Source organism: Streptomyces sp. Ag109_O5-1, from assembly GCF_003814875.1.
GTDB classification, from domain to species: Bacteria; Actinomycetota; Actinomycetes; order Streptomycetales; family Streptomycetaceae; genus Streptomyces; species Streptomyces sasae.
The window spans coordinates 1,801,166-1,821,118 of record NZ_RKQF01000001.1; the positions used below are offsets into that span (position 1 = coordinate 1,801,166).

The following is a 19,953-nucleotide window of genomic DNA, read 5'->3' on the forward strand; positions in this document are numbered from 1 at the left end:
CTGCGCCGCAGGGGCCCCGCCTCAGTCGGGCATCGCGACCCCCGCCGCGGCCTCGGCGAACGCGGCGACCAGCGGGGAGTGCCGGCCGGCGGCCCAGGCCAGCAGCACCTGGTCGGGTTCGGCGTCGACGACCGGGACGTAGACGATGTCCGGACGGGAGTACTGCTCGGCGGCCGAGCGGGGCACCATCGTGATGGCGGTGCCGGCGGCCACACACTCGAACTTCTCCTCGATGGTGCGCAGTGGCAGGTCGCCTGGCCGGGGATCGTTGTAGCGCAGCCACTGTTCGCCGTCGAGGTCGGCGAGGGAGATCTCCTGCTTCCCGGCGAGCCGGTGGCGGTCCGGGAGCATGGCCACGCGAGGCTCGCTGTACAGGGGGCGCAGTTCGAGTCCGTCCTGCCGGACGGGCCGGCGTACGTAGGCGATGTCGACGGTGCCGTCCAGGATCAGCTGCTCCTGGTCGTCCCACTCGACCCGGCGGGCGCCCGCCTCGATGTCCGGGTGTGCCGCGGTGAAGGCGCGCAGTGCGCCGGTGACGACGACGCCGGCGCGAAAGCCGACGACCAGTCGCCGCCGGCCGCGTGCGGCCTGTAGGACTCGGCGCCGGATGGCGCCGGTGCCGGCCAGCAACGGGCGTGCGTCGTCGAGGAGTTGGTGTCCGGCGTCGGTCAAGGTCACGCCATGGCTGTCGCGTACGAACAGGTCGGCGCCCAAGTCCTTCTCCAGTGCGCGGATCTGACGGCTCAGCACGGGTTGCGCGATGTGCAGCCGCTCGGCCGCCCGGCCGAAGTGGAGGAGTTCGGCGACCGCCACGAAGTAGCGGACCTTGCGCAGATCCAGGTCCATGGCCGGCCCCTTCCCGCACGGTGGCAATGCCTCCAGGGTATCGCCACCGCTCAAAGAGGTCTTGGACGGCGGACACCGCCGGACCGCAGGCTGGAAGCGTCCGAACGGGACGGAAAACCGGCTGGGAAAGGGATCGGTCATGGGTCTGCAGGGACAGCGTGTCGTCGTCATCGGGGGCACGTCGGGCATCGGGCTGGCGGTCGCCGAGGGCGCCGCACGGGAGGGCGCGCGGGTGGTCGTCGCCTCGCGCCGGCAGGAGAACGTGGACGCGGCGCTGAAGGTGCTTCCCGAGGGCGCCGAGGGGCTGGTGCTGGACGCATCGGACGGGGACGCGGTGCGCGGCTTCTTCGCGGCGGTCGGCGAGTACGACCATCTGGTGTACACGGCGGGTGACTCGCTGCTGCTGGAGAGTGTGGCCGAGACGGACGTCGAGCGGGCCCGGCGTTTCCTGGACACCCGGTTGTGGGGTGCGTACACGGCGGTGAAGTGGGGCGCGGGGTCGATCCGTCCGGGCGGGTCGGTGGTGCTCACCACGGGGACGGCGGGGCAGCGGCCGCTGCCCGGTTCGAGTGTCGCGTCGGCGCTGTGCGGGGCGATGGAGTCGCTGACCCGGGCGCTGGCCGTGGAGCTGGCGCCGCTGCGGGTGAACGTGGTGTCGCCGGGGGTGGTGCGGACCGAGCTGTGGCGGGAGCTGCCGGAGGCGGACCGGGACGGGTTGTTCCGGTCGTCCGCCGAGTCGCTGCCGGTGGGGCGGGTCGGCGAGCCGGCGGATGTGGCCGAGGCGTATCTGTATCTGATGCGTGGGGGGTACAGCAGCGGGTCGGTCGTGGTCGTGGACGGGGGCGGGTCGCTGGTCTGAACGGTCAGGCGGGGGTGAGGCGCAGGCCGGCGGCGGTCACGACGGTGCCGAGGCGCGGGAAGTCGAGCCGCACGGACGCCTCGTGCTCCGCGGCGGTGAGGGCGGCCATGGCGTCCTCGACGAACACGAGGTCGTAGCCGAGGTCGGCGGCGGCGCGGGCGGTGGACTCGACGCCGAGGTTGGTGGCGATGCCGCCGAACACCAGCCGGGTGACGCCGAGCCGGCGGAGCCGGGCGTCGAGTTCGGTGCCCTGGAAAGCGCCGATCGTGCGCTTGGTGATCTCCACGTCCCCTTCCTTGCACAGTCCGGCCACCAGCGCGCTGCCCGGCGGCTGCTCCGCGAGGGCGGGCCGCTCGACGCGGACGAGGACCACGGGGGCGCCGGCCGCGCGGAAGGCGGCGGCCAGTTCCTCGGCGGTGTGCAGGACTTCGGTGCCTTTGCGGGGCTCCAGGGGCAGCGCGACGATGCGGTCCATCAGGTCGACGAGGACGAGGGCGGTGCGCGCCGGGTCGAGTGCCAGGGGTGCGGTCATGACGGAACGTTAGCCTTCATGAGCCGTCCGTACCGGAAATCCGGATCAACAGGCCCATGAACTGGTCGCGTTCGGCCGCCGACAACGGGGCGAGCAGCGTGTCGTTGGCCGCGCGGGCCGCCTCCTCGCAGCGGGCGAGCAGGCGGCCGCCTTCGTCCGTGAGGGACACGGCGTTCTTGCGGCGGTCCGCGGGGTCGGGTGTGCGCAGGACGAGACCGGCGGCTTGGAGGTCATTGAGGACGCCGACCAGGTCCTTGGGGTCGAGGGAGACCGATCGGCCCAGGCCGGCCTGGGCGACGGGGGCGAGGTCGCGTACGGCGGAGAGGACGACGTGGTGCCACATCCGCATGCCGTGCTCCGCGAGCGCCTCGGCGACCAGGGCCCGGCCGCGGGCGGCGGTCCGGCCGAGCAGCCAGCTGGGCAGGGAGCGGATGGCGGGGAGGGGGGCTTCGGCCATGGGAGCAGCCTAGCCAAGAACCCGTTGGCTCCTCCAACGAAAATTCATTGGACTCCCCAACGAATCCCTCCTATCGTTGGGGAGTCCAATGAATTTCCTGCCCTGCGGAGGTGCGATGCGTCGCGTCCGGTACGAGTCCACCGGCGGCCCCCTGTTCCTGGAGGAGGCCCCCGTCCCCGAGGCCGGGCCGGGTGAGCTGCTGGTGCGCTGCGAGGCGGTCGGGGTCACACTGCCCGTGGTCCGCAAGGTCACCGAGGCGGCGGAGCCGGCGCCGCTGGGCGGCGAGATCGCCGGCGAGGTGGTGGCCGTCGGTGCGGGCGTCGCCCGCTTCCGTGCCGGCGACCGGGTCACCGGCTTGTGCTTCGGCCACGGCTATGCCGAGTTCGCCGTCCTGCGGGAGGCGATGGCCTCGCCCGTCCCCGGCACGGCGTCCGCCGTCGACGCGGTGGCCCTGGTGCGCAGCGGCGTGGTCGCCCTCGGTGCCCTGACGGCGGCCCGCCCCGAACCGGGCGAGACGGCCCTGGTCACGGCGGCGGCGAGCGGAGTCGGCCACCTCGCCGTCCAGCTCGCCCGCGTCCGGGGAGCAGGCCGTGTCGTGGGCGCCGTCTCCGACCCCGCCAAGGCGCCCTTCGTCCGCTCCCTGGGCGCCGAGGCGGTGGTGACGTACGGCGATGGCGACTGGGACACCCCGGCCGACTACGCCCTGGACGCGGTCGGCGGTGACCTGCTCGCCCCGGCGCTCGCCGCGCTGGCCCCCGGTGGCCGGCTGGTGGCGTACAGCTCGGGCGGCGGGACCGTCCGGGCGTACGACCTGCTGGTGGAGGCGAAGACGGTGACCGGCTTCCAGATCGCCCGGATCGCGCGCGAGCGGCCGGCGCTCTACGAGCAGTGGCGTCGGGAACTGTGGCGGCTGTTCGCGGACGGGTCCGTACGGCCCGCCGTGCACGGGGAGTTCGCGCTCGCGGAGGCCGCGCGGGCGCACGAGGTGATCGAGACACGGGCCAACCTGGGCAAGGTGGTGCTGCGCCCCTGACTTCAGGTGTTCAGCGGCCGGGCGTCCCCGTGCCGACGGCCGGCCGTGACCGCGCTGTTGGGGCGGCCGGGGGCAGGACGTCCTCCTGTGCTTCCGGGTCGTGGGCGCGGCGCTTGGCGATCACCGCGCAGACCATGAGCTGCATCTGATGGAAGAGCATCAGCGGCAGTACGGCCAGTGAGGCGTGGGCGCCGAACAGGACGCTGGCCATGGGCAGCCCGGAGGCGAGGGACTTCTTCGACCCGGCGAACTGGATGGCGATCCGGTCCCCGCGGCCGAAGCCGAGCGCCTTGGCGCCGTACCAGGTCAGGAAGAGCATCACGGCGAGCAGGGCGGCCTCGGCCACGAGGAGTCCGCCCAGCCGGACGGGGCTGACCTGGTGCCAGATGCCCCGGACCATGCCCTCGCTGAAGGCGGTGTAGACGACCAGCAGGATGGAGCCGCGGTCGACCAGGCCGAGGACCTTCTTGTGCCGGGTGACGAAGGCGCCGATCCACGGCCGCAGCAGTTGCCCGGCGACGAACGGCACCAGCAGCTGGAGCACGATCTTGACCATCGAGTCGACGGAGAATCCTCCCCCGCTGTTGCCGAGCAGCGCGGCGGCGAGCAGCGGGGTGATGACGATGCCGACGAGGGAGGAGAAGGAGCCGGCGCAGATCGCGGCGGGCACGTTGCCGCGGGCGATCGAGGTGAAGGCGATCGACGACTGGATGGTCGAGGGGACCAGGGTCAGGAAGAGGAAGCCCTGGTAGAGCGGATGGGTGAGCAGTACGGGGACCAGGCCCCGGGCGGCCAGGCCGAGCACCGGGAAGATCACGAAGGTGCAGACCAGGACCGTGACGTGGAGCCGCCAGTGGCGCAGCCCCTCGACGGCCTCGCGGGTGGAGAGGCGGGCGCCGTAGAGGAAGAAGAGGAAGGCGATCGCGGCCGTGGAGGCGCCGGAGGCCACGTCGGCGGCCGCGCCCCGGGCCGGGAGCAGCGCGGCGAGACACACCGTCCCGAGCAGCAGCAGGACGTACGGGTCGATCGGCATCCGACTGGGCCAGGTCAGACGTTTCACGGCGCTCCACTTGCGGGTCGGGCAGGAGGTGGGACCGGCGTGTACGGCCGGGCTGTCACCAGGGCCGGAAGGCCCCTCTCCATCGTCCTCCTCCACCAGGTGATCGGGAATCCCGTATACCACTCTGACTGCCATCACGTTCCGCGATAACATGTTCGAGTGTACGACCCTTCGCAGCTGCGCACCTTCCTGGCGGTGGCCCAGACGCTCAGCTTCACCCAGGCCGCCCGCCGCCTGGGGCTGCGCCAGTCGACGGTCAGCCAGCACGTGCGCCGGCTGGAGGACACGGCCGGCCGGCAGCTGTTCTCCCGCGACACGCACTCCGTGGAGCTGACCGAGGACGGCGAGGCGATGCTCGGGTTCGCCCGCCGGATCCTGGAGGTGCACGAGCAGGCGGCGGCGTTCTTCACGGGCACCCGGGTGCGCGGCCGGCTGCGCTTCGGCGCGTCGGAGGACTTCGTCCTCACCCGGCTGCCGGAGATCCTGGAGGGCTTCCGCTACGACCATCCCGAGGTCGACCTCGAACTGACCGTGGAGCTCTCCGGCACGCTGCACGAGCAGCTGGCCGCCGGAAAGCTGGACCTGGTTCTCGCCAAGCGCCGCGCGGAGGACCCGCTGGGCGAGCTGGTCTGGCATGACGATCTGGTGTGGATCGGCGCGGAACGGCTCCGCCTGGACCCCGACCGCCCGGTCCCGCTGATCGTCTACCCCCCGCCCGGCATCACCCGCGCTCTCGCCCTGGAGGCACTGGAACGCCAGGGCCGCGACTGGCGCATCGTCTGCACGAGCGGCAGCCTCAACGGCCTGATGGCGGCGGCGAGGGCGGGTCTGGGGGTGATGGCCCATTCGAGGGGCCTGATCCCACCGGGCCTGTTCCGCGTCCCGGACCGGGCCGGCCTGCCGGAGCTGGGCAAGGTCGACTTCGTCCTCGTACACAGCCAGAGACGCACAGCGGCACAGACGGCGGCCGACGCCCTGGCGGCAGCGATCCTGGCCAGCGGAGCCCGCTTGAGACGCCCCTAGCTGCAGCGCCCCGCAAGGGGCGCGGGGAACTGCGCGACCAGCCCCCACCGGCCCGCAGACTCACCACAACCCCTCATACGTCCACTGCTTCACCCTCCGCAAAAAACGGCATGGCCTCAGTCGCGGGGCCGCCTTCACCTCGGGTGCGGGCACCCCGGACGGCGATCGGAGTGACGGAATCCGTCACGGTGGCGCTGTCTTCAGAGAGCACCTCGGCACCTCGCATCTGACCAGTCGGTAACCAGCAGGAGGCCGTAATCGGGTCGTACAGATTCAGTGGAGATTACGGAGCCGAAACTTACTGAACCGTAAGAATTGTGTCCGACCCTTCCGTATGTGAGCGCATTTTCCCGACGAGGGCGCGACGATACGAGAGCAATGCTTGTTTTCGCACCCCCCTCCCGAACGGTCTTCCAGTGGGGTAGCTTTCACGGCGCTGTGCGGAGCGTCACCAGTGAGACTGTGGAGCGAGAACCGGGGAGCGGGGTTTGCGCGAGTTCACCAACCCGCCATTGGCGTCGGCACCGCCGGTCGGCGGTCTGGCCGACTGTGTGTTCGAGCGTGCCGAGACGGAGCCGCTGCACATCGCCCTGGGCCGCAAGGACGACCTCGGCCAGTGGCGGGACGTGACCTCCGCCGAGTTCCGCGACGAGGTCCTGGCCCTCGCCAAGGGGCTCCTCGCGCGGGGCATCCGGTTCGGCGACCGGGTCGCGATCATGTCCCGCACCCGCTACGAGTGGACCCTCTTCGACTTCGCGCTGTGGACGATCGGCGCCCAGGTGGTGCCGGTCTACCCGACGTCGTCGGCCGAGCAGTGCTTCTGGATGCTGTACGACGCGGAATGCACGGCCGCGATCGTCGAGCACGAGGACCACGCGATGACGATCGCCACCGTCATCGACCGGCTGCCGCGACTGCACCAGTTGTGGCAGCTGGACTCGGGCGCGGTGCAGGAGCTGTACGACGCAGGTGCGCACCTGGACGACGAGGTCGTGCACCGGCACCGGCAGGCGGTGACCCCGGAGTCGGTCGCCACGGTCATCTACACCTCGGGCACCACGGGCCGGCCCAAGGGCTGTGTGATCTCGCATGGAAACTTCATGTACGAGGCGGATACGGTCGTCGGCCGCTGGGAGCCGGTGTTCCACTCGAAGAAGAACGAAGAGGTCTCGACGCTGCTGTTCCTGCCGCTGTCGCACGTCCTCGGCCGGCTGGTGGAGGTGGCCGCGGTCCGGCACGGCGTCCGCTTCGGCCACCAGCCCCAGCTGAGCGCGGCCGCACTGCTGCCCGATCTGGCCGCGTTCAAGCCGACGTTCGTGGTGGCCGTGCCGTACATCTTCGAGAAGGTGTACAACGCGGCGCGACGGAAGGCGGAGAAGGAGGGCAAGGGCGGGCCGTTCGAGAAGGCGGTCGAGCTCGCGGTGAAGTACGCGGACGCGGTCGAGGCGAAGGCGTGGGGCACCGGGCCTGGCCCGTCGGCAGGGCTGCGCATGCAGCACCAGCTCTTCGAGAAGCTCGTCTACTCCAAGGTGCGCGCCGCGTTGGGCGGCCGAATCCGCAACGCCGTGTCCGGCGGCTCGGCCATGGACCGCAGACTCGGCCTGTTTTTCGCCGGGGCGGGCGTGCAGATCTACGAGGGCTACGGCCTGACCGAGTCGACGGCGGCCGCGACCATCAATCCCCCCGAGCGCACCCGGTACGGCACGGTCGGCCAGGCCATTCCCGGTGCCACCGTGCACATCGCGGACGACGGGGAGATCTGGCTGAACGGCACCAACGTCTTCCAGGGCTACCTGAACAACCAGAAGGCCACCGACGCCACCCTGCACGACGGCTGGCTGGCCACCGGCGACCTGGGCTCCCTGGACGAGGACGGCTACCTCACCATCACCGGCCGCAAGAAGGAGATCCTGGTGACCTCCGGCGGCAAGAGCGTCTCCCCCGGTGTCCTGGAGGAACGGGTCCGCGACCATCCGCTGGTCAACCAGTGCATCGTCGTCGGCAACGACCGCCCCTACATCGCCGCCCTGGTCACCCTCGACACCGAGGCGGTCGAGCACTGGCTGACCATGCGCGGCAAACCCCAGATGTCCGCGGCCCAGCTGGTGCGGGACGCCGACCTGGAGACCGAGGTGCGGCGGGCCGTGGTGGCCGCCAACACCCTGGTCTCACAGGCCGAGTCGATCCGTACGTTCCGTATCCTCGCCCAGCCGTTCACCGAGGAACACGGTCTGCTGACCCCGTCGTTGAAGCTGAAGCGCAAGGCGATCGAGAACGCCTACGCCAACGAGGTCGAGGCCCTCTACCGGGCCTGACGGCACGTCAACTGATGGTGATCCGGAAGAGCTTGTCGGATCCGTCCGGCTGGTTGCCGTTGTTGTCGCAGTTGGTGGTGGACAGCCACAGCTGGTCGGCGCCGGGCACCTTGGTCACGGTCCGCAGCCGCCCATAGGTGCCGACGTAGTACGCCGTCGGGGTGCCGACCGTCTCCGCGTTGCCGTTGATCGGGATCCGCCAGAGCCGCTCGCCGCGCAGGGACGCCATGTAGACGACGTTGCGGACGATGGCGATACCGCTCGGGGACGCCTCGGAGACGTTCCAGGTGGCCTTGGGGTTGGTCATCCCGGCGACCGAGCAGGTGCCCTCACAGGTCGGCCAGCCGTAGTTGGCACCCGGCTTGATGAGGTTCAGCTCGTCCTTGGAGCTGTTGCCGAACTCGGCCTCCCACAGCCGTCCGTTGCGGTCGAAGGCGAGGCCCTGCGGGTTGCGGTGGCCGAGGCTGTAGACGTAGTTCCCGAACGGGTTGCCGGGGGCCGGCTTGCCGTCGGTCGTCATCCGCAGGATCTTGCCGTTGAGGGAGTTCTTGTCCTGTGCCAGGTCCGGTGTCTGGGCCTCCCCTGTCGAGACGTAGAGATAGCCGTCCGGGCCGAAGAGCAGCCGTCCGCCGTTGTGGTACCGGTTCTTCTTGATGCCCTGGAGCAGGATCTTGTAGTCGCCGAGTGTGCTGCCGTCGTAGGTCATGCGGACGACCCGGTTGCCCTCGTCGGCGGTGTGCATGAAGTAGACGTAGTGGTTGGTCTCCCATTTCGGGTCGACGGCGACGCCGAGCAGCCCGCCCTCGCCGTTGGTGGTGACGGCGTTCGGGACGGTCCCGACCTGGGTCTTCGTGCCGTCCTTGGTCACCTTCCAGACCCGGAAGTCGTCCCGCTCGGTGACCAGCGCGGTCTTGCCGTCGGGCATCCAGTAGGTGCCCCAGGGGATCGTCCAGCCGCTGGAGAGCGTGGCGATGGAGGAGGGGGTGCCGCCGTCGGTGGCGCAGGCCTTGGTGGTGAAGGTGACGGCGTTGCTCGGCTGGGAGACGTTGCCGGCGGCGTCGCGGGCGACGACGTCCAGGGTGTAGGGGCTGTCGCAGGCCAGACCGGTGAGGGTGGTGGTCGTGGCGCCGGTGACCGTCTTGTAGACGGTGTCCCCGCTGCGGATGTCGTACGCGGTCACCGCGCGGTCGTCCGTGGACGCACCCCAGGTGAGGTCGACGGTGTTCGCGGTGATGTCGGCCGTGGTGAGGGTGCCGGGCGCGGTCGGCGGTGTGGTGTCGCTGCTCGGTTTCGTCGTGCAGTCGACGACGGGACTGGCAGGCGAGGTGTTGCCGGCCGCGTCCCGGGCGATGACGGTGAGGTCGTAGGTGGTGTTCGGGGTCAGCCCGGTGAGGGTCTTCGACGTCGAACTCCCGGGCGCCTCACCGATCTTGTTGCCGTGCTCGTAGAGGTCGTACGCCGTCACGCCCACGTCGTCCGTGGCCGCGCCCCAGTTCAGGGTGAGCCCGTCCTCGCCGATGTCGGAGCAGGACGGCTGGCCGGGGCGGGTGGGGGCCTGGGTGTCGGCCGCCGCGCCGACGCTGATCCGGTCCAGGTTGGGGCCGCCGTCGGCGGTGGTCGCGGTCGCCCGGATCTTGTTGGTGCCCGCGGTCAGCGGCACGTTGACCGACTTGGTCACCCAGGTGTTCCAGTCGGCGGTGGCCGGGAAGGAGACCGCGGAGGCGACGACCGTGCCGTTGACGGAGATGTCCATCGGCCGGTCGGTGGCGGTGCCGTTGGCGAAGCGCAGGGTGAGGGACGAGGTGCCCGCGGCGGCCGCGCTCACCGTGAACTCCACGTACGAGCCCTTGATGTTGGTGTAGTCGACGAAGCCGGTGCCGGTGTAACCGGTGTGGTTGGTGGCGACCGTGCCCTGCGAGATGGTGGCGTCCTCGGCCTGGTAGTCGGTGGCCGCGAGGGCGGTGCCCTGGCTCAGGCCGGCCAGCGGCAGCGCGAGCGCCGCGGCGAGGCCGTAGGGCAGAACTCTCCTGAGATTCATGGGGGTTGCTCCCTCTCAGCCCGTGTACTGGGCGAAGACCTTGAGGTAGTCGTACGGCTGCTGCGACACACCGCTGCAGGCGTCGCCGCCGGTGCCGGAGCCGCAGGCCCGGTCGCGGTTGACGGACCAGTAGGTGAGGCGGCCGATGTGGTGCTGCTGGGCGTAGCCGAGCATGGTCTTGAAGTCGGCGACGCGGACCCGTTCACCGGAGTCGTCCGTCTTCCCGTTCATCGAGGACAGGCCGATGTGGGCGTAGGCGGTGGTGTCGCTGTAGCCGTAGGCCGACTTGACCTTGGCCTTGAGCCCTTCCATGGCCTGGGTGGTGAGGGTGCCCATGTTCGTGGTGCCGCCGCCGAAGTCGAACGGCATGATGCACCAGACGTCGTTCGCCAGGCCCGAGTTGGCGGCCCGCTTGATCATGTCGGCGCCGGTGGAGTCGGGTCCGCCGGTCGTGGTCCCGAAGGTGATGACCGTCTTCAGGCCCGGGTTGTTCGCCTTGACCGTCTTCAGCGCGTCGACGACCCGTTGCCGTACGGTCGCGTTGGACCACTCGGTGTTCTCGATGTCGATGTCGAGGGCCTTCAACTGGTAGGCGCTGATCACCTTCTGGTACGCGCCGGCGAGCGCGGCGGCGCTGGAGCACTTCTCCCCCAGCTTGTCGCCGCTCCAGCCGCCGACCGACACGACCACGTCTCCGCCGGCCGCACGGATCGCGTTGATCTTCGCCTGGTCGTCGCCGCCCGTGAGCGGGCGCGAGCCGTCCCACTTGGGATTGCAGGTGCCGTCGGAGAGGACGAAGGCGAGGGTGAACCACTTGACGCCGGTCGCCGACATCACCGAGGTCGGGTTCTGCGGGCTGCCCCAGCCGAGGTACTCGTAGGGGGCGACGGCGAAGCCCGGCGAAGCAGCCGCGGACGTCAGGGAGTTGAGGGGCTTGACCCGGATCAGGCGGGTCTCGCCCGGACGCAGGGTGGCGCTGTAGGAGTTCGCGATCACGCCCTTGTGGGAGCCGGACCACAGGTCGGTGACGTCGCCGGAACCGGTGAAGCCGACCTGGGACCAGTCGACGGCGGCCGTGGAGCTGCCGGAGGTTCCGGTGTTGAAGAGGGCCACGACGTACTGGCCGTCGCTCTCCTTCTTGCTCCACACCTGGTCGACCCCGCTGTTCACGATCCGTTTGGCGGCCACCCCGTCCTGGTCGACGCCGATCAGCCGGTCGTTGGTGAGCATGGCCTTGTCGACGGTGTCGAGGTGGGTGAGGTCGGTGCCGAGCAGCAGCGGGGCCGCCGCCATCGACCAGAGCGTGAAGTGGGAGCGGCGCTGGTCGGCGGTGAGACCCGCCTGGTCGCCGTTGCCGATCTCCAGCGAGTCCAGGTCGTTCCAGCCGCCGGGTCCGGCGTACGGCTGCCAGGAGGCGGCCGAGTCGAACCGCTTGGAGACATGGGACCAGTCGGTCAGCGGGTAGCCGCTGCCGTTGTCGCCGGGCCCGCAGTAGCACTCCACGTCACCCTGCGTGCGCCAGCTGTTGGCGAGCCCGCGCCAGGTGGGGGCGTCGGCGATCGGCAGGTTGTTGGAGAGGGCGAAGGTGATGGGCCGTCCGCTCGCCCGCAGTGCCTTGTCCCAGGCCTGTACGTCGGGGACGTCCTGGCTGCCCACGCCGTCGATCTTCAGGTAGTCGACGCCCCAGGAAGCGAACTGCTTCGCCCAGGAGTTGACGAACTCCTGGGCGCCGGGCTTCCCGTAGTCGATGTAGTACATGTTCTTGCAGTTGTAGTTCTTCTCCGTCTTCGAGGTGTCCGCGATGTCCTTCGCGTGGTACGACGTGCCCTCGATCGGCGTGTTCTTCAGGACGGCGTTCTTCGCGATGCCGGGCGTCACGTAGAAGCCGAACTTCAGGCCCTTGGAGTGGACGTAGTCGGCGACCGCCTTGATGCCGGACGGGAACTTGGCGGTGTCGGCGGTCCAGCGGCCGTAGGAGTCGACGACGAAGCCGTTGCTGTCGCACTTCTGCCAGAAGTCGTCGAGGTTGACGTGGACGAAGCCGTGGTCCTTGAGGCCGCTCGACGCCAGTGCGTCGGCCTGGGCCTCGATCTTCGCCTCGGTGGGCTGGCGGCGTACGAAACTCCAGCTGCTCCAGCCCATGGCGGGGTGAGTCGCCTGGCCGTTGTCGGAGGCGGCGGCCGGCTGGGCGGCCGTGCCCAGAAGCGGCACGGCGGCCGCCACGAGCAGACCGGCCACCGCGGCCGTGAGCGTTCTGACGCGTTTCATGACTGTCCCCCGTTCGCAGGTGTGGCGTACGACGTCCCGATCCACGCCTCGTCGATCCGCAGCCGCTTGTACCGGGTGGAGTCGGTGGCGGCGGCCCAGGTGCTGTCGACTTCGAGGCGGACGTAGCGGGCGTCGGTGGCGGTCAGGTCGATGCCCTGGATGCCGCGGCGGCTGGGAAGCTGCCCGGACTTGACCGCGCTCCCCCAGTTCGTGCCGTCGTCGCTGACGTACACCTTGTAGTCCTTGATCCGCGCCGACTGCTCGGTGTCCGAGCGGGCGTAGGCGACGGAGTCCTCGCGCTGGTTGAGCCCGAGGTACTGCACCTTCTTCGCCGAGCCGAGGTCGAAGGTGAGGCTCACGGGCAAGGTCTTGTTGTTGTCCCAGTAGGTGAGGTAGTCGCCGTCACCGGCGGCCGATCCGGCATGTCCGCTCGCCGCGGCGCTCGCGGTCACCTTGACGCCGGTGAGGATGCCCTGGCGGCCGGCGGTGGTGACCTTGAAGACGGTGTCGTACGGGTCCCAGTCGCCGAGGCCGGTCAGGGTCAGGACGCCGCCCGACTGCGACCACGAAACCGCCTTGCCGGTGCGGAGGTTGGTGACGGAGGCGATGCAGTAGCCGTTGTCGCGGATGCGCAGGGTGGTGGTGCTGGGCGGGGTCAGGACGTGGATGTACTGGCGGTTCGGATCGTTCTTGGCGACGGTCGTCACGCCGTGGGCGCCGTCGTTCCAGAAGCCGGGTTTGAGGCCGCCGTACATATAGCCGCCGCCCTCGGTGCCGTACAGGGACTCCCAGATGGGGTCGAGGTAGCTGTTCGCGAAGGTGTTGAAGGCGGCCTGGTTGCTCGGGAACTTGCCGTTGACCTGAGCGGTCTCCGCCATCAACGCCTTCACCGAGGAGCCCACGTTGGTGATCAGCCTGCCCAGGGTGAGCATGCGGTCGACGGTCGGGTCCGAGCCGTCGTACCACCAGGCACCGGTGGAGGGCAGTTTGAAGTCGGCCTCGGTTAGGCGGGGTTGGGCGGTGTAAACGGCCTGTGGGTAGTCGTAGGCCGGGGTCATGCCGGTCTTCTGCTCGTTGCTGATCATGTCCATGATCGGCGTGTCTTCGTTGTTGTTGCTGAGGGTGTAGTTGGGGCGCTTCTGGTAGATCTGCTGGTAGAGGTCGTGGCTCTCCCAGTACGCGTTGTCGTTGTCGATCCAGAAGCCGCCGAGGTCGGGATAGCGGTCCATGACCTCGAAGAAGTTGTCGTAACTGAACTGCCCGAAGCCGTCGTTGGTGGTCAGGTCGACGTTCTTGCCCTTGTAGGCGGAGTAGGCGGCCGAGTCGAGCCACTCATGGCCGCCCTCGTCGTGCCACTGGGGGTCGTTGGTCATGTAGAGGATGACCTTCATGCCCTTGGCCTTGGCGGCGGTGATCAGCTCGCCGAGGAAGTCCCGCTTGGTCGAGCAGGAGCCGGGGATCTTGGAGGGCCAGGGCCGGGCGTAGCCGAGGCGGCTGTGGAAGGTGGCGAGGACCAGGTACTGGGTGTGCAGCTTCTGGGCCTCGTTCACCCAGTAGTCGGGGGTCCAGCCGCCGTTGGTGACGTCGTTCTCCCAGGCGGTGCAGCTGGTATGGGCGGGGGCGGTGCGCAGGCCCCAGTGCAGGAAGAGGCCGCCGACGGAGTTGCGGAGGAAGTCCTGGCGGGGGTTCTCCAGGTCGAGTGGCTTCGCGGCCGCCGTGCAGTCCTGGGTGCCGGAGACGCGCAGTGCGCCGCCGGAGGTGTTGTGACTGTCCGTCAGGCAGGCTCCGGTGGCGTCCTGGAGGCCGATGTCGTACGGCGAGTCGCCGCCCTTCTGCGCGGTGAACCGGGTGAGGCGGATGTCGCTCGCCGCGTTGGCGATGAGCGCCGGGCGGCCGTCGTCCGCGGCGAACTTCACACTGCTGTCCGTGAATTGGACGTGGTCGGCGTTGTGCAGGTACCAGCCGTAGGCGGGCCGGGTGCCGATGGCCTTGGGGTTGTAGTCGTTCGGGTCGTTGCTGGGCACGCCCGTGGCCATGGTGCCGTTGCCGCCGGGGACGGTGACGTTGACGTGGTTGAAGGTGATCCCGCTGATGCGGTGGCCGCTCTCGCCCCACAGGGTCGGGCTGAAGGAGGGGCTGTTGCCGGTGGCGGTGATGTTGTCGTACGTGACGTCGCTGATCGATCCGACACCCGGACTGTTCCCGCAGCGTTTCCTCGTCCCGATCTTCTCCATGATCGGCGAGTGGACGTTCGTCATCGTGATGTCGCGGTAGTGGACGTCCGAGATCTTCGCGCCGTCCATCGACACCATGCCGAGGCCCGACTTGTCGGCGCCGTCGATGCGGATGTTCTCGAACTGGTAGTCCGAGAAGTCGCCGCAGGTCTCGGAGCCGAACATCAGGGCGTTGCAGCACTTGGCGCCGAGCGTCGAATCGCTCACCCGGACATGCCCGTTGGGCAGCTTGGCGCCGAGCGCGTAGTCGCTCTTGAAGACCAGGGCGTCGTCGTTGGCGTGGATGGTGGCGTTGGTGATCGTGGCGTTCGTCGTGGAGATGACGTTCCAGCCGTCGCGGTCGCTCGCGGTGTCGATGGTCAGGTGGTCGGAGGTCACGTTCTTGCAGCCGTTGATCAGCGCCGCGAAGTGGCCGCCCCGGCGGAGCGTGAGGCCGTCGCCGATGCGGAGGCCGTCGCACCTGGTCAGCGAGATGATCTTGTCGGCCTCGCCGGCCTTCGGATTGCCGGTGATCAGGTTGCCCGCGCCGTCGATGACGCCCTGGCCGACGAAGCCGATGTCGGTGAGCTTGTCGCCGTAGATCATCGCGTCGTGGAAGTGGCTGTGGCCGTAGTCCTGGTAGGCGTCGTACGGGTTGGACTCCGCCTTGTCGTAGGTGTCGGCGCTGGAGCCCTGGAGGGTGGCGCCCTTGTCGAGCTGGAGCGTCACATGGCTCTTCATGTGGAGGGTGTTCTTGGACTTGTAGGTGCCGGCGGTGAAGCGGACCGTGCCGCCGCCCGCCGCGTTCGCCGCCGTGACGGCCTTGTCGATGGCCGAGGAGTCGTTGGCGGAGCCGTCGCCCTTGGCGCCGTAGTCCCGCACGTCGAAGACGGCGGCGGGGTGCAAAGCGGCGGGCGGGGCGGCGAGGGCCGCCGGGTGGGAGAGTCCCAGCACGACGGCGAGGACGAAGAGGACGATCGCGGCAGCACGATGCCGTGGAACGGTGGGGGGTTTCATATGACGGTTCCTCACACCAGCTGGTAGCCGCGGAGATTGGTCAGCAGGAGGTAGGTGTCCTGCAGCGAGCCCGAGGTGTCGCCGAGGGAGCGGTAGATGCCCCATTTCGGGCGGACCCGGTCGGCCAGGAAGGTGTCGACACCGGTCTTGGAGGCGTCGATCACGGTCGAACCGCCGGACTTGAGGATCCAGCGGACCGAACCCACCGAGCCGTTGCCGACCTTGATCTGGAAGTCGACGTCGGTCCAGCTGTCGTGCAGCGGGTCCAGGTCGGTGCGGCCGACGAGAATGTCGTCGATGGCGAGTTTCAGCTCGATGGTCTGCTTTCCGTTCACCCGCCGCAGGGACTGCACGACGATCGGCGAGGTGCCACTGCCGGGCTGCTTCATCTGCATGATGTGCGTGAAGGTGGTGGTCGCCTTCAGCGAGCTCGGGATGTACATCGAGTAGGTGACCCGCCAGGTCTGGCCCTCGTTCCACTTGAGGTAGCTGCTGGAACCCGTGCGCAGGCCGGTGACCTCCTGGCGCTGGCGGTCGGTCGAGGTGTCGCGGTCGACCGTGTGCATGTTGAAGCGCCAGTTGTTGCCGGTGGCGTAGATGTGCGGGTGCCCGGCGGGGTGGGAGTCGGCGCGGTCGTCCTCGACGGTCTCGAAGGCGCCGAGTCCGTCACTACTCGCCGACGGCTGCCACTTGAGCTGCCAGGACGCCGCGTGCGCGGTGGTCGCGGGCAGGCCGACGGCCGCCGACGTGGCACCGGCGAGCGCGGCTCCGAGAACCACCCTTCTGGATGTCGTGCTCATGACACTGAATCACCTCGCAGTTGCTCATTCATGATCAGGAAGGCCCCGAGGCCGTGGAGGTCGTTGGTGGCCCGGGTGCGGGCGACGTAGTACGCGTAGTCGCCGACGTTCGTGCCGACGGAGATGTCGGCGAGATCGGTGCGGCCGTCCGGGCCGACCGACAGCTTCGCGAGCACGCCCTGGTAGCCGCGGCGGGCGACGTCCGCGTAGTGCTGGTCGAGGTAGTGCTGCTGTGCGCCGCGGGAGAGGGCGTAGGTGAACATGCTGGAGCAGGAGGTCTCGGTCCAGTCGTCGCTCCGGCCGCCCTTGTCGATCACCTGGAACCAGCGCCCGATCGCGGGGTCCTGGTACTTCTCCAGGGCCGCCGCCAACTTCTGGAAAATGGAGAGGAGTTGAGGGCGCCGTGACTGGTTCGCCGGGACCGCGTCCAGCACGTTCACGATCGCCATCGCGTACCAGCCGACGGCACGGCACCAGTGCTCGGGCGCGAGACCGGTCGCCGGATCCGCCCAACTCGCCGTCTTCGACTCGTCATAGGCGTGCTTGAGCAGGCCGTTCGCGACCTGGAGATGGCTGCCGTAGACGTAGAGCTGCTTGGCCGCCTCGTCGTCGGTGTACGCGCTGTCCCCGAACTCCTTGCCGTACTCGACGAGGAACGGGTTCACCATGTAGACGCCGTCCGCCCAGAGCTGGTGCGCGCGGCTGGAGCTGTCCGCGTGCCAGAAGCCGCCGTCGGCTGTGCGCGGGTAGGTGTTCAGGCGGTCGCGGATCTTCTGCGCCGCCTTGCGGTAGCGGTCCTGGCCGGTCTCGTGGTGCAGGATCACCAGGAGGCGGCCGGCCTGCATGCTGTCCAGGCTGTTGAAGGACTGGTCGATCGATCCGTCGCCCTTCACGAACCGGTCGACGTAGCTCTTGATGTAGGTGAGGTAGCGGGGGTCGTGGGTGCGCTTGTAGGTGAGGTACTGGCCGTAGAGGTAGAGGCCGACGGGGTAGGACCAGCCGCCGATGCCGGCCGGGGTGTAGCGGGCCATGGTGGAGTCGACGACCGCGGTGGACCAGTCGGGGGCGGCGGCCGGTCTGGTCACTCCGGCGGCCGGGGTGTCGGCGACTGCGGGCGGGGGTACGGCCGCGGGGAGCGCGGCCAAGGTGGCGGTGGTGAGGGCGACGGCCGCGACGGCGGCTCGCAGGCGTTTCATGGTCCTCCTTCTCCTGACCGACCGACCAGTCGCATGGGGTTCGAGCAAGGTCCGCGGCACAGCGGACATGGTGCCGCCGGGGGCGGTTCGTCCCGGTGTGCGCGCTGACTGAAGGGGTGCCGGTCGTAGGGGTGTTCGGCGATGACGGTCACGGGGTGGGTCAGCGGCCACCCAGTGTGTATCCGGTCACTTCCGGGGCGGTCTCCACAACCTGGCGACCTGGGCCTTGCTAGACCTTTTCATCCGATGTCTGCAGAACGGTGGTTTCCGGCAGACGGTCCTCGGGGGTCGTCTCGTTCATGGGCGCGTACCTGCTTTCCTGAGGTTGGGGGGGTCTCAGAGCGCAGACAGGGGGTCACGTTCACAGGAATCCGCTGGAAAACCCACAGAATGGTTCACATCCCTGTACCGGGTTCAGCGATACGTCCGACGGTGCGAACCAGAGTCCCGGCAGAAGCAGGCCGCGGTCAATGGTCCGGACCCATGCCGTGGGATGCGTTTCCGGCCAATCTCCGCCGCCGATGCCTGACCCGTCGGTCAGTTCCGGCGGATTCCCCGGTCAGGAATGCATCTCGCCTCGTGATCGTTGACGATGGGAGTACCACCAGTCGACAACCGAAGGATCGAGAGCTCGTGAGCAGCAAGGTCCCCCCGAAAATCCTCAACAACGGCGTCGAGATGCCCCAGCTGGGCTTCGGCGTGTGGCAGGTGCCGGACGACGAGGCCGAGCAGGCCGTCGCCACGGCGCTCGAGGCCGGGTACCGCAGCATCGACACAGCGGCGATCTACGGCAACGAAGAGGGCACCGGCAAGGCCATCGCCGCCTCCGGTGTGGCCCGCGAGGACATCTTCGTCACCACCAAGCTCTGGAACGCCGATCAGGGATACGACGCGACGCTGCGCGCCTTCGACGCGTCGCTGGCGAAGCTCGGTCTGGACTACCTGGACCTGTACCTCATCCACTGGCCGCTGCCGGCCCGGGGCAAGTACATCGACTCGTACAAGGCGTTCGAGAAGCTCTACGCCGACGGCCGGGTCAAGGCGATCGGTGTCTCCAACTTCCTTCCGGAGCACCTGGAGCGGCTGATCGCGGAGACGTCGGTCATCCCGGCCGTCAACCAGATCGAGCTGCACCCGCATCTGCAGCAGCGCGCGGCGCGGGAGTTGCACAACGAGCAGGGCATCGCCACCGAGGCCTGGTCGCCGCTGGGCCAGGGCAAGGGTCTGCTGGAGGTGCCGGCGATCGTGGCGATCGCGCAGAAGCACAACCGCACGCCGGCCCAGGTCGTGCTGCGCTGGCACATCCAGCTCGGCAACGTCGTGATCCCGAAGTCCGTGACGCCGTCCCGGATCAAGGAGAACATCGAGGTGTTCGACTTCAGCCTGGACACCGAGGACCTCGCGGCGATCAGCGCGCTCAACGAGGACCGGCGCATCGGCCCGGACCCGGCCACCTTCGACATGGGCTGAACCGGCACCCGCCGGGCGGCAGCCCGGTTCGCGAACGGCCGTCCCGTCGTGCGTACGACAGGACGGCCGTCGGCGTTCCCGGACCCCGCACTCCGCATCCCCGCCTTCCCCGTGCGGGGCCCTGCCTCCCATGTGCATCCCCGTCTCCCCGTGCGGGGCACGTCAACCGGGGTGCACATCGGCATGGAGGACCTCGAACTCCTCCAGACCGACCACGGTCACCTGTGCCTTGGCCGCGTCCTGGCGGCGGGCCGCGGCCTGGCCGGCCCTGGAGGCGGCCATCGAGGCGCGGTCGACGAAGAGCGAACCGGCCATGCCCCGGCCGCGCTCCCGGTCGACGAACACGGCGCACCGCGCGAACCCGGGCAGCGTCTCCAGCCGGGGTATCGCCGAGGAGCGGAACGTCTCGGCGAACAGGTCCGCGTCGACCGGATCGAACTCCACCCTGGTGATCCGCAGGCCACCGCCCACCCTCGGCAACTGCACCGAGTGAAAGACGGCCACCTCGTAGTTCTCGACCGCGACGGTGCCCGCGAACGGCTCCAGCATGGGCCCGCGCCGCTCGCGCATCACCTGGTCGCTGTTGCGCCGGGCCTCCTCGGAGCCCCACCAGCTCACCGCGAGCAGTTTGCCCAGCTCCCGGTCGACGAAGACGCACGCGCCCCGGTACTCGGGACGCTCCTCCAGCAGGCTGCGTCCCTCGCTGTTCAGCGCCCTGACGGCGGCCTCGATCCGCGCCGGATCACCGGTGACGTAGACCGTGCGTACGTACATGACCCCTCGCCTCCCAGGAGCCATCGGAGCCACCGCTCAACCCCCGCACGGC

15 protein-coding genes are annotated in these 19,953 nt (G+C 69.4%); 5 read left to right on the forward strand and 10 right to left on the reverse strand.

All coding sequences use genetic code 11. The annotated features are described in order from the left end of the window. Window positions 1-21: 21 nt before the first annotated feature. Complete coding sequence (locus EDD90_RS08195) at window positions 22-846, reverse strand: LysR family transcriptional regulator (RefSeq protein ID WP_123972439.1); 825 nt, start codon at window positions 844-846, stop codon at window positions 22-24. A 139-nt stretch (window positions 847-985) separates the two neighbouring features. On the opposite strand from EDD90_RS08195, the gene EDD90_RS08200 reads away from it, so the two are divergent. Beyond that, entirely contained in the window at window positions 986-1,705 is a 720-nt protein-coding gene (locus tag EDD90_RS08200; protein ID WP_123972440.1) for an SDR family oxidoreductase, read from the forward strand. Between the two features lie 4 nt (window positions 1,706-1,709). On the opposite strand, the gene EDD90_RS08205 is transcribed toward EDD90_RS08200, so the two are convergent. Next, a complete protein-coding gene (locus EDD90_RS08205) occupies window positions 1,710-2,237 on the reverse strand; it encodes an isochorismatase family protein (RefSeq protein ID WP_123972441.1) in 528 nt (175 codons plus the stop codon). 16 nt (window positions 2,238-2,253) lie between these two features. Beyond that, window positions 2,254-2,694: a MarR family winged helix-turn-helix transcriptional regulator gene (locus EDD90_RS08210; RefSeq protein ID WP_123972442.1), complete on the reverse strand. Its 441-nt coding sequence runs from the start codon at window positions 2,692-2,694 to the stop codon at window positions 2,254-2,256. A gap of 115 nt (window positions 2,695-2,809) precedes the next feature. Between EDD90_RS08210 and EDD90_RS08215 the strand changes: the two genes are divergently transcribed. Then, window positions 2,810-3,727, forward strand: a complete 918-nt coding sequence (locus EDD90_RS08215; RefSeq protein ID WP_123972443.1) for a zinc-binding dehydrogenase — start codon at window positions 2,810-2,812, stop codon at window positions 3,725-3,727. A gap of 10 nt (window positions 3,728-3,737) precedes the next feature. Here the strand turns inward: EDD90_RS08215 and EDD90_RS08220 are convergent, their stop codons facing one another. Then, window positions 3,738-4,787 (reverse strand): bile acid:sodium symporter family protein, encoded by a 1,050-nt coding sequence (locus EDD90_RS08220; protein WP_123972444.1) that lies wholly within the window; start codon window positions 4,785-4,787, stop codon window positions 3,738-3,740. Between the two features lie 159 nt (window positions 4,788-4,946). On the opposite strand from EDD90_RS08220, the gene EDD90_RS08225 reads away from it, so the two are divergent. Together EDD90_RS08225 and EDD90_RS08230 are read left to right on the forward strand one after the other, a co-directional pair. Then, window positions 4,947-5,810 carry a LysR substrate-binding domain-containing protein gene (locus EDD90_RS08225; RefSeq protein WP_123972445.1) on the forward strand — a complete coding sequence of 288 codons (864 nt, stop codon included), beginning with the start codon at window positions 4,947-4,949 and terminating at the stop codon, window positions 5,808-5,810. Between the two features lie 488 nt (window positions 5,811-6,298). Next, window positions 6,299-8,125 (forward strand): long-chain fatty acid--CoA ligase, encoded by a 1,827-nt coding sequence (locus EDD90_RS08230; RefSeq protein WP_123972446.1) that lies wholly within the window; start codon window positions 6,299-6,301, stop codon window positions 8,123-8,125. Between the two features lie 7 nt (window positions 8,126-8,132). Here the strand turns inward: EDD90_RS08230 and EDD90_RS08235 are convergent, their stop codons facing one another. The 5 genes from EDD90_RS08235 to EDD90_RS08255 are packed head-to-tail and all read right to left on the reverse strand — an operon-like array spanning window position 8,133 to window position 17,657. After that, window positions 8,133-10,163, reverse strand: coding sequence for a PQQ-dependent sugar dehydrogenase (locus EDD90_RS08235; protein ID WP_123972447.1), 2,031 nt, complete (start codon window positions 10,161-10,163; stop codon window positions 8,133-8,135). 15 nt (window positions 10,164-10,178) lie between these two features. Further along, a complete protein-coding gene (locus tag EDD90_RS08240) occupies window positions 10,179-12,431 on the reverse strand; it encodes an alpha-galactosidase (protein WP_123972448.1) in 2,253 nt (750 codons plus the stop codon). Continuing rightward, the gene (locus EDD90_RS08245; RefSeq protein WP_123972449.1) at window positions 12,428-15,661 is read right to left on the reverse strand and encodes a glycosyl hydrolase family 28 protein; all 3,234 of its coding nucleotides are present in this window, start codon (window positions 15,659-15,661) and stop codon (window positions 12,428-12,430) included. The genes EDD90_RS08240 and EDD90_RS08245 overlap by 4 nt, the downstream gene beginning before the upstream one ends. A gap of 11 nt (window positions 15,662-15,672) precedes the next feature. After that, window positions 15,673-16,461: a Tat pathway signal sequence domain protein gene (locus EDD90_RS08250; protein WP_123972450.1), complete on the reverse strand. Its 789-nt coding sequence runs from the start codon at window positions 16,459-16,461 to the stop codon at window positions 15,673-15,675. Next, on the reverse strand, window positions 16,458-17,657 hold the full coding sequence (locus EDD90_RS08255; protein ID WP_123972451.1) for a glycoside hydrolase family 105 protein: 1,200 nt from the start codon (window positions 17,655-17,657) through the stop codon (window positions 16,458-16,460). The genes EDD90_RS08250 and EDD90_RS08255 overlap by 4 nt, the downstream gene beginning before the upstream one ends. Window positions 17,658-18,290: 633 nt before the next feature. Between EDD90_RS08255 and EDD90_RS08260 the strand changes: the two genes are divergently transcribed. Then, the gene (locus tag EDD90_RS08260; protein WP_123972452.1) at window positions 18,291-19,127 is read left to right on the forward strand and encodes an aldo/keto reductase; all 837 of its coding nucleotides are present in this window, start codon (window positions 18,291-18,293) and stop codon (window positions 19,125-19,127) included. Between the two features lie 162 nt (window positions 19,128-19,289). Here the strand turns inward: EDD90_RS08260 and EDD90_RS08265 are convergent, their stop codons facing one another. Then, window positions 19,290-19,901 carry a hypothetical protein gene (locus EDD90_RS08265; RefSeq protein WP_123972453.1) on the reverse strand — a complete coding sequence of 204 codons (612 nt, stop codon included), beginning with the start codon at window positions 19,899-19,901 and terminating at the stop codon, window positions 19,290-19,292. Window positions 19,902-19,953: the final 52 nt, after the last annotated feature.